This is a genomic window from Nostoc sp. C052 (assembly GCF_013393905.1).
GTDB lineage: Bacteria > Cyanobacteriota > Cyanobacteriia > Cyanobacteriales > Nostocaceae > Nostoc.
The window spans coordinates 393,880-411,993 of sequence record NZ_CP040272.1 but is presented as its reverse complement, the minus strand read 5'-3'; the positions used below and the strand labels follow the sequence as shown (position 1 = coordinate 411,993).

The 18,114-nt window shown below is 44.1% G+C and carries 15 protein-coding genes and 1 CRISPR repeat array; of the genes, 14 read left to right on the top strand and 1 reads right to left on the bottom strand.

Annotated elements, in window-relative coordinates:
- The first annotated feature begins 108 nt into the window (after positions 1-108).
- Both devC and FD723_RS01715 read left to right on the top strand, forming a co-directional pair.
- Positions 109-1,263 (top strand): ABC transporter permease DevC, encoded by a 1,155-nt coding sequence (devC, locus tag FD723_RS01720; RefSeq protein ID WP_179063816.1) that lies wholly within the window; start codon positions 109-111, stop codon positions 1,261-1,263.
- A gap of 74 nt (positions 1,264-1,337) precedes the next feature.
- Positions 1,338-2,045: a DevA family ABC transporter ATP-binding protein gene (locus FD723_RS01715; protein WP_179068990.1), complete on the top strand. Its 708-nt coding sequence runs from the start codon at positions 1,338-1,340 to the stop codon at positions 2,043-2,045.
- A gap of 65 nt (positions 2,046-2,110) precedes the next feature.
- On the opposite strand, the gene FD723_RS01710 is transcribed toward FD723_RS01715, so the two are convergent.
- Positions 2,111-2,926 carry a hypothetical protein gene (locus tag FD723_RS01710; protein ID WP_179063815.1) on the bottom strand — a complete coding sequence of 272 codons (816 nt, stop codon included), beginning with the start codon at positions 2,924-2,926 and terminating at the stop codon, positions 2,111-2,113.
- Positions 2,927-3,030: 104 nt separating this feature from the next.
- Between FD723_RS01710 and FD723_RS01705 the strand changes: the two genes are divergently transcribed.
- From FD723_RS01705 to FD723_RS01650, 12 genes are all read left to right on the top strand, one after another.
- Entirely contained in the window at positions 3,031-3,828 is a 798-nt protein-coding gene (locus tag FD723_RS01705) for an HAD family hydrolase (RefSeq protein ID WP_179063814.1), read from the top strand.
- 144 nt (positions 3,829-3,972) lie between these two features.
- A complete protein-coding gene (locus FD723_RS01700; protein WP_179063813.1) occupies positions 3,973-4,692 on the top strand; it encodes a Uma2 family endonuclease in 720 nt (239 codons plus the stop codon).
- Between the two features lie 343 nt (positions 4,693-5,035).
- Positions 5,036-5,203: a hypothetical protein gene (locus FD723_RS01695; RefSeq protein ID WP_179063812.1), complete on the top strand. Its 168-nt coding sequence runs from the start codon at positions 5,036-5,038 to the stop codon at positions 5,201-5,203.
- A 224-nt stretch (positions 5,204-5,427) separates the two neighbouring features.
- Positions 5,428-6,222 (top strand): 30S ribosomal protein S2, encoded by a 795-nt coding sequence (rpsB, locus tag FD723_RS01690; RefSeq protein ID WP_179068989.1) that lies wholly within the window; start codon positions 5,428-5,430, stop codon positions 6,220-6,222.
- 194 nt (positions 6,223-6,416) lie between these two features.
- Positions 6,417-7,361, top strand: a complete 945-nt coding sequence (tsf, locus tag FD723_RS01685) for a translation elongation factor Ts (RefSeq protein ID WP_179063811.1) — start codon at positions 6,417-6,419, stop codon at positions 7,359-7,361.
- Positions 7,362-7,577: 216 nt separating this feature from the next.
- A complete protein-coding gene (locus FD723_RS01680; RefSeq protein WP_179063810.1) occupies positions 7,578-8,405 on the top strand; it encodes a hypothetical protein in 828 nt (275 codons plus the stop codon).
- Positions 8,406-8,479: 74 nt separating this feature from the next.
- Positions 8,480-10,963: an ATP-dependent DNA helicase RecG gene (gene recG, locus FD723_RS01675; RefSeq protein ID WP_179063809.1), complete on the top strand. Its 2,484-nt coding sequence runs from the start codon at positions 8,480-8,482 to the stop codon at positions 10,961-10,963.
- A 430-nt stretch (positions 10,964-11,393) separates the two neighbouring features.
- Complete coding sequence (locus FD723_RS01670) at positions 11,394-12,725, top strand: LLM class flavin-dependent oxidoreductase (protein WP_179063808.1); 1,332 nt, start codon at positions 11,394-11,396, stop codon at positions 12,723-12,725.
- 597 nt (positions 12,726-13,322) lie between these two features.
- Positions 13,323-13,655: direct repeats of the CRISPR family, unit length 36 nt; unit sequence CTTTACAATCACATCGCCCCGAAAGGGGATGGAAAC.
- 452 nt (positions 13,656-14,107) lie between these two features.
- A complete protein-coding gene (locus FD723_RS01665; RefSeq protein ID WP_218651779.1) occupies positions 14,108-14,986 on the top strand; it encodes an ABC transporter permease in 879 nt (292 codons plus the stop codon).
- A complete protein-coding gene (locus FD723_RS01660; RefSeq protein WP_218651778.1) occupies positions 14,973-15,755 on the top strand; it encodes an ABC transporter ATP-binding protein in 783 nt (260 codons plus the stop codon). Before FD723_RS01665 ends, FD723_RS01660 begins: the two co-directional genes overlap by 14 nt.
- Entirely contained in the window at positions 15,752-16,810 is a 1,059-nt protein-coding gene (locus FD723_RS01655) for a nitrate ABC transporter substrate-binding protein (RefSeq protein WP_179063807.1), read from the top strand. Before FD723_RS01660 ends, FD723_RS01655 begins: the two co-directional genes overlap by 4 nt.
- A 232-nt stretch (positions 16,811-17,042) precedes the next feature.
- Entirely contained in the window at positions 17,043-18,095 is a 1,053-nt protein-coding gene (locus tag FD723_RS01650) for a PhnD/SsuA/transferrin family substrate-binding protein (protein WP_179063806.1), read from the top strand.
- Positions 18,096-18,114: the final 19 nt, after the last annotated feature.

Below are 18,114 nucleotides of genomic sequence, written 5' to 3'. Positions count from 1 at the left end.
TAAGTTATAGGCGAGCAGCAATACCAATTTACGGTTTGATATTTTGGATTGAGAATGTTCTTAATTACGAATTACGAATTATCTTAACTGTGCTTGGATGCCTATAAAATGAATCAAAAAATCCCTCTGTCGTGGCTACAACTGACAAGAGAAAGAACTCGCCTAGCTGTGGCTTTAGCAGGAATTGCTTTTGCTGATATTTTAATGTTTATGCAACTCGGCTTCCGGGATGCTCTATATTATAGTAATGTTCGATTCCATAACAGCTTGCAAGGTGATATTGTTTTAATTAACAGTCAATCTAACGCAATATTGGCGATGAGAAGCTTCTCTCAACGACGCTTATATAAAGCTTTAGAGTTACCCGCAGTTCAATCAGTACATCCGATATATTTAGACTTTACAATTTGGAAAAATCCTGTAACAGGTCGTCCTCGTAGCATCCTGATATTTGGAATGAACCCAGAAACTAACCTAGTTAACTTACCTGGAGTTCAGGAAAATTTAGATAAACTTAAACTACCTGATGTAGTTCTATTTGACCGTTCTTCTAGGGTAGAGTATGGGCCCATTGCTGCTAATTACGATCAAGGAAAGACTGTAACAGCAGAAGTGCGGAGGCGGCGAATTAAAGTAGAAGGACTATTTACATTAGGCGCATCATTTGGCGCAGATGGTAATTTAATTACGAGTGATATTAACTTTCTGCGGATATTTAACAATCGTCAAAAAGGATTAATTGATATTGGACTAATTAGATTAAAACCGGGAGCAGATGCTAATGTTGTTGCTCAAGAATTACGAAAGTATTTACCTAATGAGGTAAATGTTTTAACTAAACAAGAATTTATTACTTTTGAGCGGAGTTACTGGGCGAATAGTACAGCTATTGGGTTCATTTTCACATTAGGTACTGTCATGGGTTTCATTGTTGGGACTGTGATTGTTTATCAAATTCTTTATACAGAAGTTGCAGATCATTTAGCCGAATATGCTACTTTAAAAGCAATAGGTTATACACAAAATTATTTATTGACAGTCATCCTTCAAGAAGCTTTGCTATTAGCCGTTTTAGGCTATTTCCCTGGAATAGTTTTTGCCTTATTTATGTATAACAGTGCCAGAAATGCAACACTTTTACCAGTTTTTATGAGTTTTGACCGAGCGGTAATGGTATTAATTTTGACCATGTTAATGTGCATTATTTCTGGTGCGATCGCAGTTAGAAAATTAAGTGCCGCCGATCCAGCAGATATATTCTAATCAATAGAAATCATTTTCTGACACATACTAAAATTACATCTCAAAAATGCTAACTTATAGCTAACAAAATTATGATGAAACAAGAACCTGTAATTGCCATTAAAAACCTCAATCACTACTATGGCAAAGGCGCACTGAGAAAACAGATATTATTTGACATCAATCTAGAAATTTATCCTGGTGAGATTGTAATTATGACCGGGCCATCAGGTTCAGGAAAAACAACATTACTGAGCTTAATTGGTGGTTTGCGGTCTGTACAAGAGGGAAGTTTAAAATTTTTAGGTGAAGAACTCGTTGGCGTCAGTCAAAACAAACTGGTGCAGATGCGACGCAACATTGGTTATATTTTCCAGGCTCACAATTTGCTAGGGTTCTTGACAGCAAAGCAAAATGTACAAATGGCGGTAGAATTAAACGATCATATTTCTCAAGCAGAAGCAGTGGCTAAATCAAAAGCCATGCTGGGGTCAGTTGGTCTAGAAGAACGAGTTGATTACTACCCAGACAATCTTTCTGGTGGACAAAAACAAAGAATTGCGATCGCCCGCGCCCTAGTGAATCGTCCCCCCCTAGTGCTAGCAGACGAACCAACAGCCGCATTAGACAAACAATCAGGACGCGATGTCGTGGAAATAATGCAGAGTCTAGCCAAAAATCAGGGAACGACTATCTTATTAGTGACACACGACAACCGCATTTTAGACATAGCCGATCGCATCGTAGAAATGGAAGATGGTCTTTTAACCCGCAATTCCGCAAATGCAGCCATTCAGTCATGATTTTAGTCATTTGTCCTTTGTGAATGACCAATGACTAATGACCAATGACCAATAATAGCCATAATTTATTGTCTAGCCGAGCCTGATTTTTTAGTTCCAGGTGACGGAGTTGGGGTATTTGGTTGGCGACTAGTACGGAAAGTTACATTTACGCCTTCATTCGATTGTTCTAGCACCAGTAAAGGCGTAGGTTTAGCCTTTTGATCCCAATGCATAGTAGCAATTCGACCTTGAATTATTGGTTGCCAACTATCTTCGTCTTCTATAGGGCTTAAGTAAGTTTCTATACAATCAATAATTTGACTAATAGTCGCAGAAGTTGCTTGCGTAGGTAACTTCATTAACTTGATTTGAATCCGAAACAGCACTCGTTTAGCAGAGCTACCTGGACTACCAGTTTCATACTCTACATCAAAAATTTCATCTACTTGCCGTCCCGCGCTATTAGCAATTCCGACCGATCCAAGTTGTGCTTGATTTGGACGCAAGGCTTGAGAAATCTTTTCTTTAATCTGAATCTTCACTTGATTAAGAATTGCAAAATGAAACACCTCCTCTGACATCCGCATTCGCAGATAATCTAGGTTAAAGTCTCGTGAGTTCACCAAATCGGGATTCGTTTCCATTTTGCGAATTGTTTCCAGCGCCAGCTTAAACTTTTTCTCTAGTTCTCGCGCGCGGAATTGTTCAAACTTGAGTTTTTTCTCCAGCTTATCCTTCTGGAGCTTACTATACACAATCAAAGCAATCACCGCTAAAGCCAGTCCTCCTGAAGTTACCAACAATAATGGTGGTATCTGAGGATTACTTGCTGGCACTTCCTGGGATGCCTTTTTAGTCTTTGTCCCGGAGGATTGGGCAAGAAACATCAAAGTGGACATGGTTGGAAACTGAAAAACTTGACTCCTGATGTTTAGGATGCCCAAAAAATCAATGCCATCTTGCTGTATGATTAATATTTTTTACAGCTTTTTACAAACCGCCTATGTCCAGGCATTTGAGCCTTCTTACCCTGTCTGAGATTTCATCTGCTTCCTTGAGCAAGATTCGTCTCATAGCCACAGATATGGATGGCACTCTAACTAGACGAGGAAAATTTACTCCCGCACTGCTGCAAGCTTTAGAGGATTTAGCCGCAGCTGACATTAAAGTGCTAATTGTCACCGGGCGTTCGGCTGGGTGGGTAAGTGGATTGAGTGCGATTATGCCAGTAGCAGGTGCGATCGCAGAAAATGGCGGTTTGTACTTTCCACCAGGGAACCAGAAACCAGTAATCTTAACACCCATTCCCGACTTAGCTCAACATCGCCAGCATTTGGCTACCACTTTTGAGAATTTACAAACTAAATTTCCCCAAATTCAAGAATCTACTGATAATCGCTTTCGCCTCACCGACTGGACTTTTGATGTCACTGGTTTGCGTCAAGACGAACTACAAACCCTAGATTATCTGTGTCAACAAATGGGCTGGGGATTTACTTATAGCAACGTGCAGTGTCACATTAAACCCCAAGGTCAAGATAAGGCTGTGGGATTGTTGCAGGTATTGCGTGAATATTTACCCCAGTACTCACCAGAACAAATTGTCACTGTTGGCGATAGCCCCAATGATGAAAGTTTATTCGATCGGCGTTATTTTCCTGTTTCTGTAGGCGTGGCTAACGTGCTGGAATATTTGAATCAGTTGAAATATCAGCCTGCTTATATTACCACTGCTGCCGAAGGGGAAGGATTTTGTGAATTATCTAGTTATATTTTGCAAAGCTTGCATATCTCAAGTTAGGAAGAACTAGAGTTGTTCTACAATAATCTCGTAGCACTGATTTCACAACCATAACCGAAACAGATTCATGATACAGAGCGACTGAATTTATTTATGGTGATTGTTAATTTTGAATTTTGAATTTTGAATTCGGAGCGAAGCGACGTGACGGCTACTGTCCCTGTTAGTGTCGAATCAGAAATCTTCTACCCCAGTGCTGATGGTCAACCAGTGGCAGAAACCTACGACCACCTTTATGCCTTACTAACTACCTTAGAAGTCCTGAAACAGTATTTGGCAAATCGTCAGGCAACAGTATTAGGAAATCAATTTCTTTACTATGCACAGGGCTTTCCCAAATTGCGGGTAGCCCCAGATGTGATGGTGATTTTTGATGTTGCATCTGGCGGTCGAGACAACTATAAAATCTGGGAAGAGGGACAAGTACCCACAGTTATTTTTGAAATGACATCCTTTGGGACAAAGGGACAAGACGAAATCTTCAAAAAGACCCTCTATGAGCAGCTAGGTGTTAAAGAATACTGGCTATTTGATCCGAAAGGCGAATGGGTGGAACAACAGCTACGTGGCTATCGCCTGCGGGGAGAAATCTACGAACCTATAGAGGATGGACGCAGTGAACCTTTACAACTGCGCTTGGTGATTGAGGGAAAGCTAATTGGGTTTTACCGAGAGGATACAGGGGAAAAATTACTGATCCCTGATGAACTGGCACAGGCTTTAAGGCAGGAAGTTTTAGCAAGACAGCAGGCAGAAGAACTGGTAGAACAGGAACGCCAACGAGCAGAACAGGCAGAATTGCAGATAGAACAATTAAAGGCGAGGTTGCGATCGCTTAATGTAGACCCTGATACTATTGAGTAACATACAGACCCGTGCCCACGAATTTGCCAAGGAAACAATTTGTTACCTGTGTCCTTGCCACATTTATTACCTTAGACAGAATACAATATATAAACGTCCAAAGCGTTTCAATCTTTTAAGTCTCAACAATACTGATTTGATTGAGAATATTGTTTTATACAGTCATTTTCAAACAAAACTGTTTAAAGGATAAACAAACCGCCAGTCCTTTAAGTACTTAAATACGCTAAGAGACTAACAGATACTTCAAGTACAGATTAGCGTTTCATTTCCCACTTCCATTAGAAAGTCCAAGGCTAATGTCGAGTCAAGAATTTACCTTTAAATACTGAGGTATAAAATTATGCAAGAAATCGAAAGATTCTTTAGCAACTTGTTCAGTGGCATAATCAACCGCTTTAAGTATTCTGCAATGGACGCTGCCGATCGCAAAATGAGAGAAACTATCGACGATCAGGTAGAACAACGGCGACAAAAACCTAAACCCAAAGACCAAGAAGACCGCGAGTAGACCGCGAGTAGATAGGTATTTTGAGTTTAATAGAAAAATAGCATTGCCTAATTGTTGAGTTGGCAACGTTATTTTTTGCCCTTACTCTGTCAACCAGCTACAACACTTCTGAATATGCTAACCTAGTATGGTTAACTAATCTCGCACATCTAAGAATTCGGGTGTTTCCCAGTTGGGAAATACACTTGGATGGAGGTTTAACCCGAATCGGAGTTGAAAAATATATGCCAGTAGTTTCATTGGCTCAGATGATGGAGTCAGGGGTTCACTTTGGGCATCAGACCCGGCGTTGGAACCCAAAAATGTCTCCTTACATTTATACTTCCCGCAATGGTGTGCATATTATCGACTTGGTGCAAACTGCCCAGTTGATGGATAATGCTTACAACTACATGCGATCAAACGCAGAACAAGGGAAGAAATTTCTTTTTGTCGGCACCAAGCGCCAAGCAGCTGGAATTATTGCCCAAGAAGCCAGCCGTTGTGGTTCACACTACATTAACCAACGCTGGTTAGGTGGAATGTTGACCAACTGGGCAACCATCAAAACACGGGTTGACCGCCTGAAAGATTTAGAACGCCGTGAAGAAACTGGCGCACTAGATTTATTGCCGAAAAAAGAAGCATCAATGCTACGTCGGGAAATGACGAAGCTTCAGAAATACTTGGGCGGCATTAAAACAATGCGGAAAGTGCCCGATATCGTGGTAATTGTAGACCAACGGCGGGAATATAACGCAGTTCAAGAATGCCAAAAGCTGAATATTCCCATTGTGTCCATGTTGGATACAAACTGTGACCCAGATGTAGTAGATATCCCCATCCCCGCAAACGACGATGCGATCAGATCAATTAAGCTGATAGTCGGAAAATTGGCGGATGCCATTTATGAAGGTCGTCACGGTCAGCTGGAAGCTGAAGAGTATGACGAAGATTACGACGGTGGTGAGTATGACGATGACTACGAAGAAACCGAATATACTGATGCCGTAATCCCCGACGAGGAAACAGAAGAATAGTTCTGGGTGCTGAGTGCTGAGTAAGATAGAAAGACTCAGCAAATTGAATAGTGCTGAGTCTTGATTTTTGAAGTTGTAAGTTGTGATTTGTCAATGAAGAATAAAATTGATAACTGAAACACTCAAAACTCAGCACTCAGTACTAAATTCAGTGAGCGATTACAACTCGAGGTCAAGTTAGGAATTGAGGCAACATGGCGGAAATATCTGCAAAACTCGTCCAAGAGCTACGCCAAAAAACTGGTGCCGGCATGATGGACTGCAAAAAGGCGCTGATAGAGACTGAAGGCAACGTAGAAGAAGCCGCAGACTGGCTACGGAAAAAGGGCATCTCTAAGGCGGGGGCAAAAAACGATCGCATTGCGGCAGAAGGTCTGGTAGAAACTTACATTCAGCCTAGTGGTCAAGTGGGAGTACTCATAGAAGTCAACTGTCAAACAGACTTTGTTGCTCGTAACGAGGCTTTTAAAGCTTTAGTTAAGAACCTAGCAAAGCAAGCAGCGACAGCTGATAGTGTTGAGTCTTTGCTCGCTCAACCCTATATTGAGAATGAAAGTGGGACTGTAGAAGAATTCATCAAGCAAACTATTGCCACCCTTGGTGAAAAAATCCAAGTGCGTCGCTTTGTTAATTATGCAATAGCAGAAGGCACACAAGGTATCGTAGACAGCTACATTCACACTGGCGGTCGAGTTGGTGTCTTAGTAGAACTGGGTTCCCAAACTGAGTCGGTGGCTGCTAATTCAGAGTTCCAAACCTTGGCACGGAACGCTGCAATGCAAGTTGCGGCTTGCCCAAATGTCGAGTATGTGAGCGTAGACCAAATCCCTGCCGAAGTTGCCCAAAAGGAAAAAGACATTGAATTGGGCAAGGATGATTTGGCGAACAAGCCAGATAACATCAAAGAGAAAATTGTTCAGGGACGGATTGAAAAACGCCTAAAAGAATTGACTTTGCTCGATCAGCCTTACATTCGCGATCAGAGTATTTCCGTGGAAGACCTCTTGAAGCAAGCGAAGGCCCAATTAGGCGAAGAGATTCAAGTGACTCGCTTTGTCCGTTATATACTTGGCGAAGGCATTGAAAAGCAAGAAATTAGCTTTGCTGATGAAGTTGCTGCACAAATTGGCAGTGTCTAATTATTAGTCATTAGTCATTAGACTCTGGATAAATGACTAATGACAAAACAGGTCAGGCTATTTGCTTGACCTGTATTTTATTTATTACAGACGCGAAATATCGCATTTAATTTAAAATCTAAAAATTTAAAATCTAAAATTCTCTGGAAAGTTATCCTAAAATAAATTTGTACATTTGTACTATGTAATGGTTCAGATGGGCAGAAACGAAAATATATGGCAAGAGCAATCGAGCGAATTGAGCAGGATATTGCAGCACTGAAAGAAACGATCCGAGCGATCGCAGTAGAACTACAGACCGCTTATGCTAGTTATCTAGCCACTTTAGGGCTAGCTGTACGAAAACAGTTGATTCTCGCAAGTTACCACCTCTGTACCCAAGGGTATCCCGAAAACTTTCTGCACTTGTCATTGAATCAGCGGCAACAATTGCAACAAGCCATCCGCAAGTTGGGTCAACTGGCGGCTGAACAATTGCTCATTTATATTAAAAGTGAGGAAAGTGAGGAAACTGGGGGAGATGAGGAAAATGTTACTTCTTCATCTTTTGTGACTCTGGATAAGCCTATCCCTGAGCCTCTTATACCCGATACTTCTAATCCTATAGAACTGGCAACATGGCAGCAGAAATTAGAAGAGGTCACGCAAGAGATACTGAAAAAACTTTCGCACGATGCTAATCTTTTATTACAAAAAGCTGGTGTATTACCCAAAAAATTACCAGAACCGATTTTAGCAGCAGCGGCAGCAGCATCAGAAGCATCTGCCGAGGTAATGCCAGGGCCACCAAACTTATTAAACTTAGTAATTGAAATTGAAAATGAGCAGCAGTTAGAAGATTCTGGACTGACACAAATTATGGCTATTAACCTGCGGCTAGGGGAAATTGAATTTGCTGATGTGACACTTTCCTCTGAGCGCAGGCAAATCCGCAATATTTTAGTTCAGCTAAACAAGTTAGGACGAGAGTATCAAAAAAAACATAAAGAGAGAGCGATCGCGGAAGCTGAAGCCGCGTGGCGTTCTAGTTGGTTTGAAGATTAGTCCTTTGTCCTTTGTCCAGAGTCAAATGACCAATGACCAATGACTAATGACCAATGACTAATGACTAATAACCAATGACTAATGAAAAACCAGATTGGATACGATTGCATAAAGCCTTGGCAATAGAAGCCGAACGTGGCTTTACAGACTTGGTAGGCAGAGAATACCGTTTCAGTGAATTTCTGAGTCTAACTTTGGGCAAATTCCCAACAGGCTTACCCCAAACTGAACGCCGCCGTTGGCAAGGACTAGCGGTGCAATTTGCCAGTTATCCACATCTAGCATTGGAAGAAAGACAACACTTAGTAGCTGAAACTCGCAGGTATCTATCACAACTACAGCAAGAGGAGCAAGGGAAGCAGGGAGCAGGGAGCAGGGAGCAGGGGAAAATTAATCAATTAAAAATCCAAAATCCGAAATCTTCAATTGTTGCTGAGGTAAGTCGGAGGCTTGCACCGAAAATTGAACAAAAACTCAGTGATTTGCCAGAAATAGGGTTTAAAAAAGCTGATAATTTGGCAAGGCTTGGTTTACATACTGTCCGCGATTTGCTTTTCTACTATCCTCGCGACCATATTGATTATGCGCGTCAAGTGAATATCCGCGAGTTACAGGCGGGTGAGACAGTGACAATAGTGGCAACAGTAAAACGTTGCAACTGCTTTACTAGCCCGAAAAATCAGAAATTATCAATTTTAGAACTCGTAGTAAAAGATAATAGCGGTCAAATCAAAATTGGTCGTTTTTACGCAGGTACGCGCTTTAGCAGTCGCGCTTGGCAAGAAAGTTTAAAACGCCGTTATCCAGTCGGTAGTATTCTGGCGGCGTGTGGGTTGGTGAAAGAAAGTAAATACGGCTTGACACTGGATAACCCCGAACTAGAGGTTTTGGCAAATCCAGGAGATACGATTGAGTCGCTAAATATTGGGCGGGTAGTGCCAATTTATGGACTAACTGAGGGCGTGGTGGCGAATACAGTACGACAGGCGGTAATTACTGCTTTGCCTGCTGCGGCTAACCTGAAAGACCCTTTGCCAAGTGGTTTGCGCCAGAAGTATGGTTTGATGGAATTGAAAGATGCGATCGCTAATATCCATTTTCCTAGCGATAGCACCGCCCTACAAGTTGCCCGTCGTCGCTTAGTCTTTGATGAATTTTTCTACCTGCAACTTGGTTTACTACAACGTCAACAGCAAGCAAGAGCGATTCAAACTAGCGCCATCCTCGTCCCACGCGGTCAACTTGTAGAGAAATTCTACGAAATACTACCTTTTCAACTCACTGGCGCACAACAACGAGTCCTTAACGACATTCTTAACGATTTACAAAAATCTGTGCCAATGAATCGTTTGGTGCAAGGCGATGTCGGTTCTGGGAAAACAGTTGTCGCCGTACTGGCTATCCTTGCGGCAATTCAATCTGGCTACCAAGCGGCGCTGATGGCTCCCACAGAAGTTTTGGCAGAACAACATTATCGCAAGTTAGTTAGTTGGTTTAATCTCTTGCATTTACCAGTGGAATTACTGACAGGTTCCACCAAAGCTGCGAAAAGAAGACAAATACATTCTCAGTTAGGAACTGGTGAATTACCTTTATTAGTAGGAACCCATGCCTTGATTCAAGACCCTGTAAACTTCCAGCAACTAGGGTTAGTAGTGATAGATGAACAGCACCGCTTTGGGGTAGAACAACGGGCGCGTTTGCAGCAAAAAGGCGAGCAACCCCACGTCTTAACAATGACAGCTACCCCAATTCCTAGAACCCTAGCACTGACAATACACGGGGATTTAGATGTCAGCCAGATTGATGAGTTACCGCCAGGACGGCAAAAGATTCAGACAACAGTATTGTCAGGTCAGCAACGCAACCATGCTTATGACCTCATCCGCCGAGAAATTGCCCAAGGTAGACAAGTTTATGTGGTTTTACCCTTGGTAGAAGAATCAGAAAAACTAGATTTGCGATCGGCTGTTGATGAGCATCAAAAGTTACAGGAAAGCATTTTTCCCGACTTTCAAGTGGGGCTGCTGCATGGTCGCATGAGTTCAGCTGAAAAAGACGAATCTATTACCAAATTCCGTGATAACCAAACACAAATTTTAGTTTCCACTACCGTTGTTGAGGTTGGTGTAGACGTACCGAATGCTACGGTGATGCTCATTGAAAATGCGGAACGATTTGGCTTATCACAACTGCACCAACTGCGGGGGCGTGTCGGTCGTGGCGCGGCTCAATCTTACTGTCTGTTGATGAGCAGTTCCAGAAGTCCTGATGCTCAACAACGTTTGAAGGTATTGGAACAATCTCAGGATGGTTTTTTCATTTCTGAGATGGATATGCGTTTTCGTGGGCCAGGGCAAGTACTGGGAACTCGTCAATCAGGAGTGCCAGATTTTACCTTAGCAAGTTTGGTTGAAGATGAAGAAGTTTTACTTTTAGCGCGGCAAGCAGCAGAAAAAATTATAGAGATGGATGCAACTTTAGAACGTTGGTATTTGATGAAAGAAGAATTGAAGTATCGGTATGAGCGATTAATGGGTGGAGCAATTTTAACCTAAGGGAACTCCAAGAAATAAATTATCCAATATTGTGGGGTGGGCATCTGGTTTAACTTGACGTGAGTTCGACAGACCTCTCCCTGCCTTGAACTAAAGTTCAAGTCTGTCCCTCTCCGAGTCGGAGAGGGACAGGTTTTGCGTAGTAAAACCAGGGAGAGGTCTTTTGGGTAAACATGATATGACCAGTCGAACTCACGTTAACGATAGCGCAGCGTTAGCAAGTCTTCTCCCAAAGGGAGACGCTAAGAGCGAACGAGCGTCGTGGCGTAGCGCGATCGCCTTTGGTATCTCGTAGAGCGAAATAATAGATCCTTATCAAATCCCCTCAATTTATTGATGGGAATTATCTTTTTACTTCTTAATTAAATTCATTTATTGTATAAACCATTAGTAAAGTGGCGCGTTGAAAACTAATGTTTATGGAGAGCTAATGAGCAGATCAAAGCAATTAAAGCTAGGCGCGTTCATGCGCCCAGTAAGCATACATACAGGCGCTTGGCGCTATCCTGGGGCTTTGCCTGATGCCAATTTTAACTTCCCGGCGCTGAAACAATTCATCCAAAAACTAGAGCAGGGCAAGTTTGACGCATTCTTTATGGCGGATCACTTAGCTGTGCTAAATATGCCAATCAACGCACTAAAACGCAGCCACACCATTACTTCTTTCGAGCCTTTCACTCTGCTTTCTGCCCTCGCCAGCGTTACTGAACACATCGGACTCGTTGCTACTGCTTCCACAACTTACGATCAGCCTTTCCACATTGCTCGTCGGTTCGCGTCTCTTGACCATATCAGTGGCGGCCGCGCCGGCTGGAACATTGTCACCACATCCAATCCAGATGCAGCGCTCAACTTTGGTTTGAAAGAAGAAGTAGAGCATGATGAACGCTATGTGCGCGCTAGAGAATTCTATGATGTCGTCACTGGTCTTTGGGATTCCTTCGCTGACGATGCCTTTATTCGAGATGTGGAATCGGGAATTTATTTCGATCCCGCAAAAATTCACGTTTTGGATCATCAGGGAAAACATCTCTCAGTGCGTGGGCCGTTGAACATCGCTAGACCAGTCCAAGGTTGGCCGGTGATTGTTCAGGCTGGTGCTTCCGAAGCAGGACGGCAATTAGCGGCCGAAACTGCCGAGGTTGTGTTTGCACCTGCTAGTAATCTGGAAGCAGGTAAGGCTTTATTTGCTGATATTAAGAAACGAGCGTGGGCTATTGGACGCGACCCAGAAAGCATCAAAATTCTTCCAGGTGCTTTGGTCATCGTAGGCGAAACTGTGGAAGAGGCGATCGCCAAGCGTGCCCATTTAGATAGTCTGGTACACTATGACAGTGGTATTGCTAGCTTGAATGGCGCACTTGGCTACGACGTTTCGAGCTTCGATCCAGATGGCCCATTGCCAGAAATTCCGCAGACTAACGCCGGACAAAGTTCTCGCGAGCGAGTAGTGGCGGTGGCGCAACGTGAGAAGTTAACTATTAGACAGCTAGCTCAACGCGTCGGCAGTTATGGCGGACTGGCGTTTGTCGGCACGCCCCAAACAATAGCCGATGATATGGAGCAATGGCTGACTGAGGAAGGGTCTGACGGTTTCAACATCATGTTCCCTTATCTGCCGGAAGGATTGAATGATTTTATCGACAAGGTTATCCCAGAACTCCAACAGCGGGGAATCTTCCGTAAAGAGTATGAAGGTAACACTCTGCGCGAAAATCTGGGACTAACGCGCCCCATCAACCGTTTTTTCAAGGATATTTAACCTATGATTTTAACAGCTTAGTTTTTTGTCATAAGTGCGATCGCTACTTTTCAGGATTTACGCACACACTACAACTCTACGTCATTACAGCCTAGCTTTTTGTCACAGGTGCGATCGCTACTCTTTATCTCTCTCTGAAACTCTTATTCCTTTGTGTCCTTCTCTGACGAGACGCTGCGCGAATGCGTCCTTCTCCCAAGGGGAGACGCTGCGCGAATGCGGTTCGTTTTTCATTATTTTCCGTAAGTCCTGTAGTCTGAATACATAAAAACCGTTGTAATCTTGGCGTAGAGATGCAATCGCTCAAAATCCCTTAGTTTTTTGTAACAATTGCGTAATAAATTTGACCAAAATTCCTAAAAAGTTTTATTTTAAAAACATCGTGTGTCGTTCATCCACGCATCTCGCCCGAACCTTGAAAACCCCATAACTTCTCTACGAGACGCTGCGCGAACGTTTACATGCGTCGATGCCTTATACAGCATAGTTTCCAAGCTGCAAAATTGACAAATTTTTGAAATATTTTTTTCATTTTTCAGAGATGCGTCGATTGGGGTATCTCAAACCCTTTGCCTGTAAAGCTTCCAGAAGTGAACTCTTTACAATCACATCGCCCCGAAAGGGGATGGAAACATTATGACGGTTTTTGGATTGTTTATGCAAAGATTTTCTTTACAATCACATCGCCCCGAAAGGGGATGGAAACCCGTCAATATTGAATTGGGTGTATGGGAAAATCTCTAACCCTTTACAATCACATCGCCCCGAAAGGGGATGGAAACATGCTCACGTTGGGTTGAGTGGCTGGGTTCGGTAGATATAGCTTTACAATCACATTTCCCCGAAAGGGGATGGAAACTGCTCACAGTAACCGAGATTGGAGAAGCGTTCGAGCTTGACGATCGCACCACCCCGAAAGGGGATAAAAAAAGTTGAAATAGCCAGTGCAATGTCTCGCTTACTTAATTGAAGTCAGGCGATGTCTACCACGAGCCATATCTACTGCCTGATAATGCTGATAAACAAAACTGGAAAATAGCTGACTTTTGATTCACAGCGATCGCAATTTTGAAGCCATTGCCTAAATGCGTTCACGCAACTTAACCTTCGCGCAGCGTCTCGTAGAGAAGTTATCGCTTCAACATCTCTTTTCAACCTGGAATCTTTGTTGCAAAAAGACATTAAAACAAATTGACAACTTGTAGAAAATTTGGGATTATCAATCTACGACAATCCGATAGATTTTTAGTAGATTAAAATTTATTTGGATCTCAAGGCGAAAGCACCGATCTCGCCAAAACAGGAAAATCTTTTTTTGGAAATCATCTTTATTCCGTATCAGATTATCTTAATTCACCATAAATAAAATTCAGGTTTTTATCGTGAGTGCTTTCGATTCAAGCGGGGTTAAACCAGACGCAGAACTATTCGATCAACCTCTAGTGCTTGTGGATCTCAGCGCCAGAAGCAAGCGATCGCCCTGGCATGAGGGATGGGATCTTTGGCGTGGTCGGCTGTTGAGAGTAGCCAGCCCAGCATTGATTATCATCCTCTGGCAGATGGTTTCGGTATTTGGCATCGTCCCACCGCAGATTCTTCCGTCTCCGACGGATATTTTAGCGGCATTTGCAGAGTTAATCAGACTCGGCGACCTCCAAGAAGCACTACCAACTTCCTTATCGCGTTCCTTAACTGGTCTAGCCATCGGCGGCACAATTGGTCTGGGGCTAGGGCTATTTGCTGGACTGTGGCGGATTGGTGAAGAAATCTTCGATGCGCCACTCCAGATGTTGCGGACGATCCCATTTATCGCCCTCGTTCCACTATTCATTACTTGGTTTGGCATCGATGAGACAGCCAAAATTATTGTGATTACTGTTGCCACTATCTTTCCAATTTATTTAAATACCTACGCAGGTGTTCGCGGTGTTGATCCCAAACTCTTAGAGGCTGCTACCGTCTTCGGACTTTCGCGCCAGGAGACAGTGCGCTATGTAATCCTCCCGACCGCATTACCTTCCATTTTGGTTGGTCTACGCTTCTCCGCCGGAACCTCTTTACTGGCGCTAGTTGTAGCCGAGCAAATCAATGCGCGATCGGGCATCGGCTATATCCTCAACAATGCCAACGCTAACCAACGAGCCGACATCATCATTGCAGGCATCATCGTTTATGCAGCGCTTGGTATTACCAATGATGTTGTGATGCGTCTAATTGAACGGCTAGCTCTACCTTGGAGGCCTAACATTGTCCTTAGTTAATCACGTTTACACACCAACCCAAATTAGCTCGTCCCACGCAGTTGAACTCACCAACGTCCGCCGCATTTTTGGCAAACGGGCTGTTCTCGACGGTATTGATCTGACAATCCGTCCCGCAGAATTTGTGGCAGTGCTTGGCCCCTCCGGTACTGGTAAAACTACACTGCTGCGTCTGTTATCGGGACTTGACAGAAGCGATGGCGGCTCAGTTCGAGTGGCGGCAAACCGCGCGGTTGTTTTCCAAGAGCCACGGCTCATTCTGGCCAAACGAGTCTGGGAAAACGTGGTATTGGGACACAAAGGACGTGGCGCACGCCGAGATGCGGTGCAAGCTTTGGAGGAAGTCGGACTTCGCAACCATGTTGATGCTTGGCCCAAAACCCTCTCCGGTGGGGAAGCTCAACGTGTGGCCCTGGCTAGAGCCTTGGTAAGAGAGCCGAGTCTGCTACTTCTCGACGAGCCATTCGCTAGCCTTGATGCCCTGACTCGGATCAAAATGTACGAACTAGTCGCTCAACTCTGGGAACGCCATCATCCTGCTGTCGTTCTCGTCACCCACGATGTTGACGAAGCAATCCTACTTGCCGATCGCATTCTGGTACTGGCAAACGGCTCTGTCGGCCTTGATTTAACAGTCAATGTGGACAAACCCCGCGATCGCGCCGATCCGGCCTTTGTAGCCCTCCGCGTTCGCTTACTGGCAGAACTCGGCGTATTACCAAACCACATCATCGAAAATACAGTTGTGTCGAACTGGAGGCAATCATGAGATTTCGCCGACGTGACGTTCTCGTATCCCTTGGCGCACTGACTGCGGGAGCGATCGCCAGCTGCCGCGATCTTTCCAAAAGCGAAAGTGGCAAGGCTTCAGTCACAGCCAGACCTGTGAGTTCTAGCATTGGGCGAGTCAAGCTGATTGTCGGACAACAGGATAACGCTTTACAAGAAACTGTCGCGGCCTCTGGAGTGCTGGAAGGATTGCCCTTCGATCTGCAATGGGCAGTGATTCCGGGGCCTGCTGCCCAGTTAGCCGCACTCTATTCCAAAGCGATCGATGTCGGTTTGGTGGGTGACAGTACGCTGATCGTAGAACAAGGTAATGCAAAATTTGAATGGACAGAGGAAACCGCCCCCATCCAGAACGTGGCTTATCGGAAGAACCCCGATCCAGCATACCGAGCCACCATCACTGCTGTACGCAACAGTGCCAATATCAAGACATTGGCGGATCTCCGGGGCAAAAAATGGGTCTCAAATTTTGGTGGGATCAATTATTTCATGTACGTCTTGTCACGAATCGAAGCGGGGCTGAAGGTGACAGATATCAACTATATACAACTCGTTGACGGAGCTGCTGCTGGTTCTGCATTTAAAGCAGGTCGTGCTGATGTGTTTTCGGGAAGCGTCGGCACGATTAAAGAAGCCCTAGATAGTGGTGAAGCGCGGATTTTGCTTCATGCAGAGGATCTAGGAATGTTTGCTGGCGGTGCTTTTACAGCTCGCACAGATGTCATTCGTGATCCAGATAAGAGCAAGGCATTGGCTGAGTTCTTCGAGCGAGTCCGCAAGCACTACGACTGGTATGGCAAAAATCTCGATACTGTCGAAAAGATTTATATCGAGAAACGCAAGCAAAAACCAAAGTTAGCAAAATATTTCGCAGCACAAAGCTTTGCCGCATTTTTTCCCGTTAATGATGATTTGCTTAAGCGTAACCAAAATCTTGCCGATAGATTGTTTCAGGCGGGAGAGATTTCTAAAAAAATCGATGTCAGCGTTCATAACACCCGGAAGTTCAATTCCGCAACAGTACCATCTGCATGAGCAAATAATTACTAATTAACTGGTTCCCAGCGTCCAGGCTGGGAACCCATTCAGGGAGGCTCCGCCTCCTCTTTCTTGACCAGAGGCAGAGCCTCTGTGAATACATTCCCAGCCTGGAGGCTGGGAACGAGGTTAACGAGGTTACACAAGCTTTTAATTTGACCAATAATTTACATACAACTACTTATGTACGTACAGCTAACCTTGTGGAGCGTTGAACTGGAGACCACTGATGAGATTTAACAGACGACGCATTCTTATATCTCTGGGAGCATTTACTGTTGGAGTACTTGCTAGCTGCCGCGATCTTCCCAAGAGCGAAAGTGACAAAGCTTCAGTCACAGCCAAACCTGTGAGTTCTAGCTCAGACAGACTCAAGCTCATTGTCGGTTTACAAGATAACGCCTTACAAGAGACCGTAATCGCATCTGGGGTGCTGGATGGATTACCATTCGATTTACAATGGGCAATTATTCCCGGACCTGCCGCACAACTCTCGGCACTCTACTCTAAAGCCATTGATGTCGGTTTGTTGGGTGACACTTCATTAATCATTGAGCAAGGTCGAGCGAAAACAGAATGGACGGAGGCGAATATCCCTCTCCAGATTGTGGCTTTGTGGAAGAACCCCGACCCATCGTTTCGGACGTATGTCACGGCCGTGCATACCAGTGGCAATATTAAGACACTCGCAGATTTACGTGGCAAGAAATGGGCTTCCAATTTTGGGGGATTAAATTACTTAACATACGTCTTGTCGCGCAGCAAAGCAGGGTTGAAAGCCACTGATATCGAACCTGTGATGCTTGTTGACGGCTCCGCGGCCGCAGCGGCTTTCACATCAGGTCGTGCTGACGTATATTCAGGAAGTTTGGGCGCGATCAAGGAAGATATTGATAGCGGGAAATCTCGTGTTTTGGTATATGGAGAAGACCTCGGAATTTTAGGGGCTACTGCTTTCGCGGCGCGCAACGATGTGATTGGCGATGCTGATAAGAGCAAAGCACTGGCTGAATTTTTAACGCGATTACGAACTCACTGGTCTTGGTTTGCCAAAAATCTTGATGTTGTAGAAAAGATTTACGTCGAAAAACGCAAGCAGACACCCAAACGAGCAAAATACTTCGCTTCAGTAAGTTCAGCAGCATTCGTTCCTATTGATGATGATCTGGTGAAGCGTCAACAACGTATTGCCGATATCTTGCTGGAATCGGGAGATATCACCAAAAAAATTGATGTCAGTGTTGAGTTAAGCCGGAAGTTCAATTCGGTAACGACTGGCTAATACTAATTCGTAATGGGAA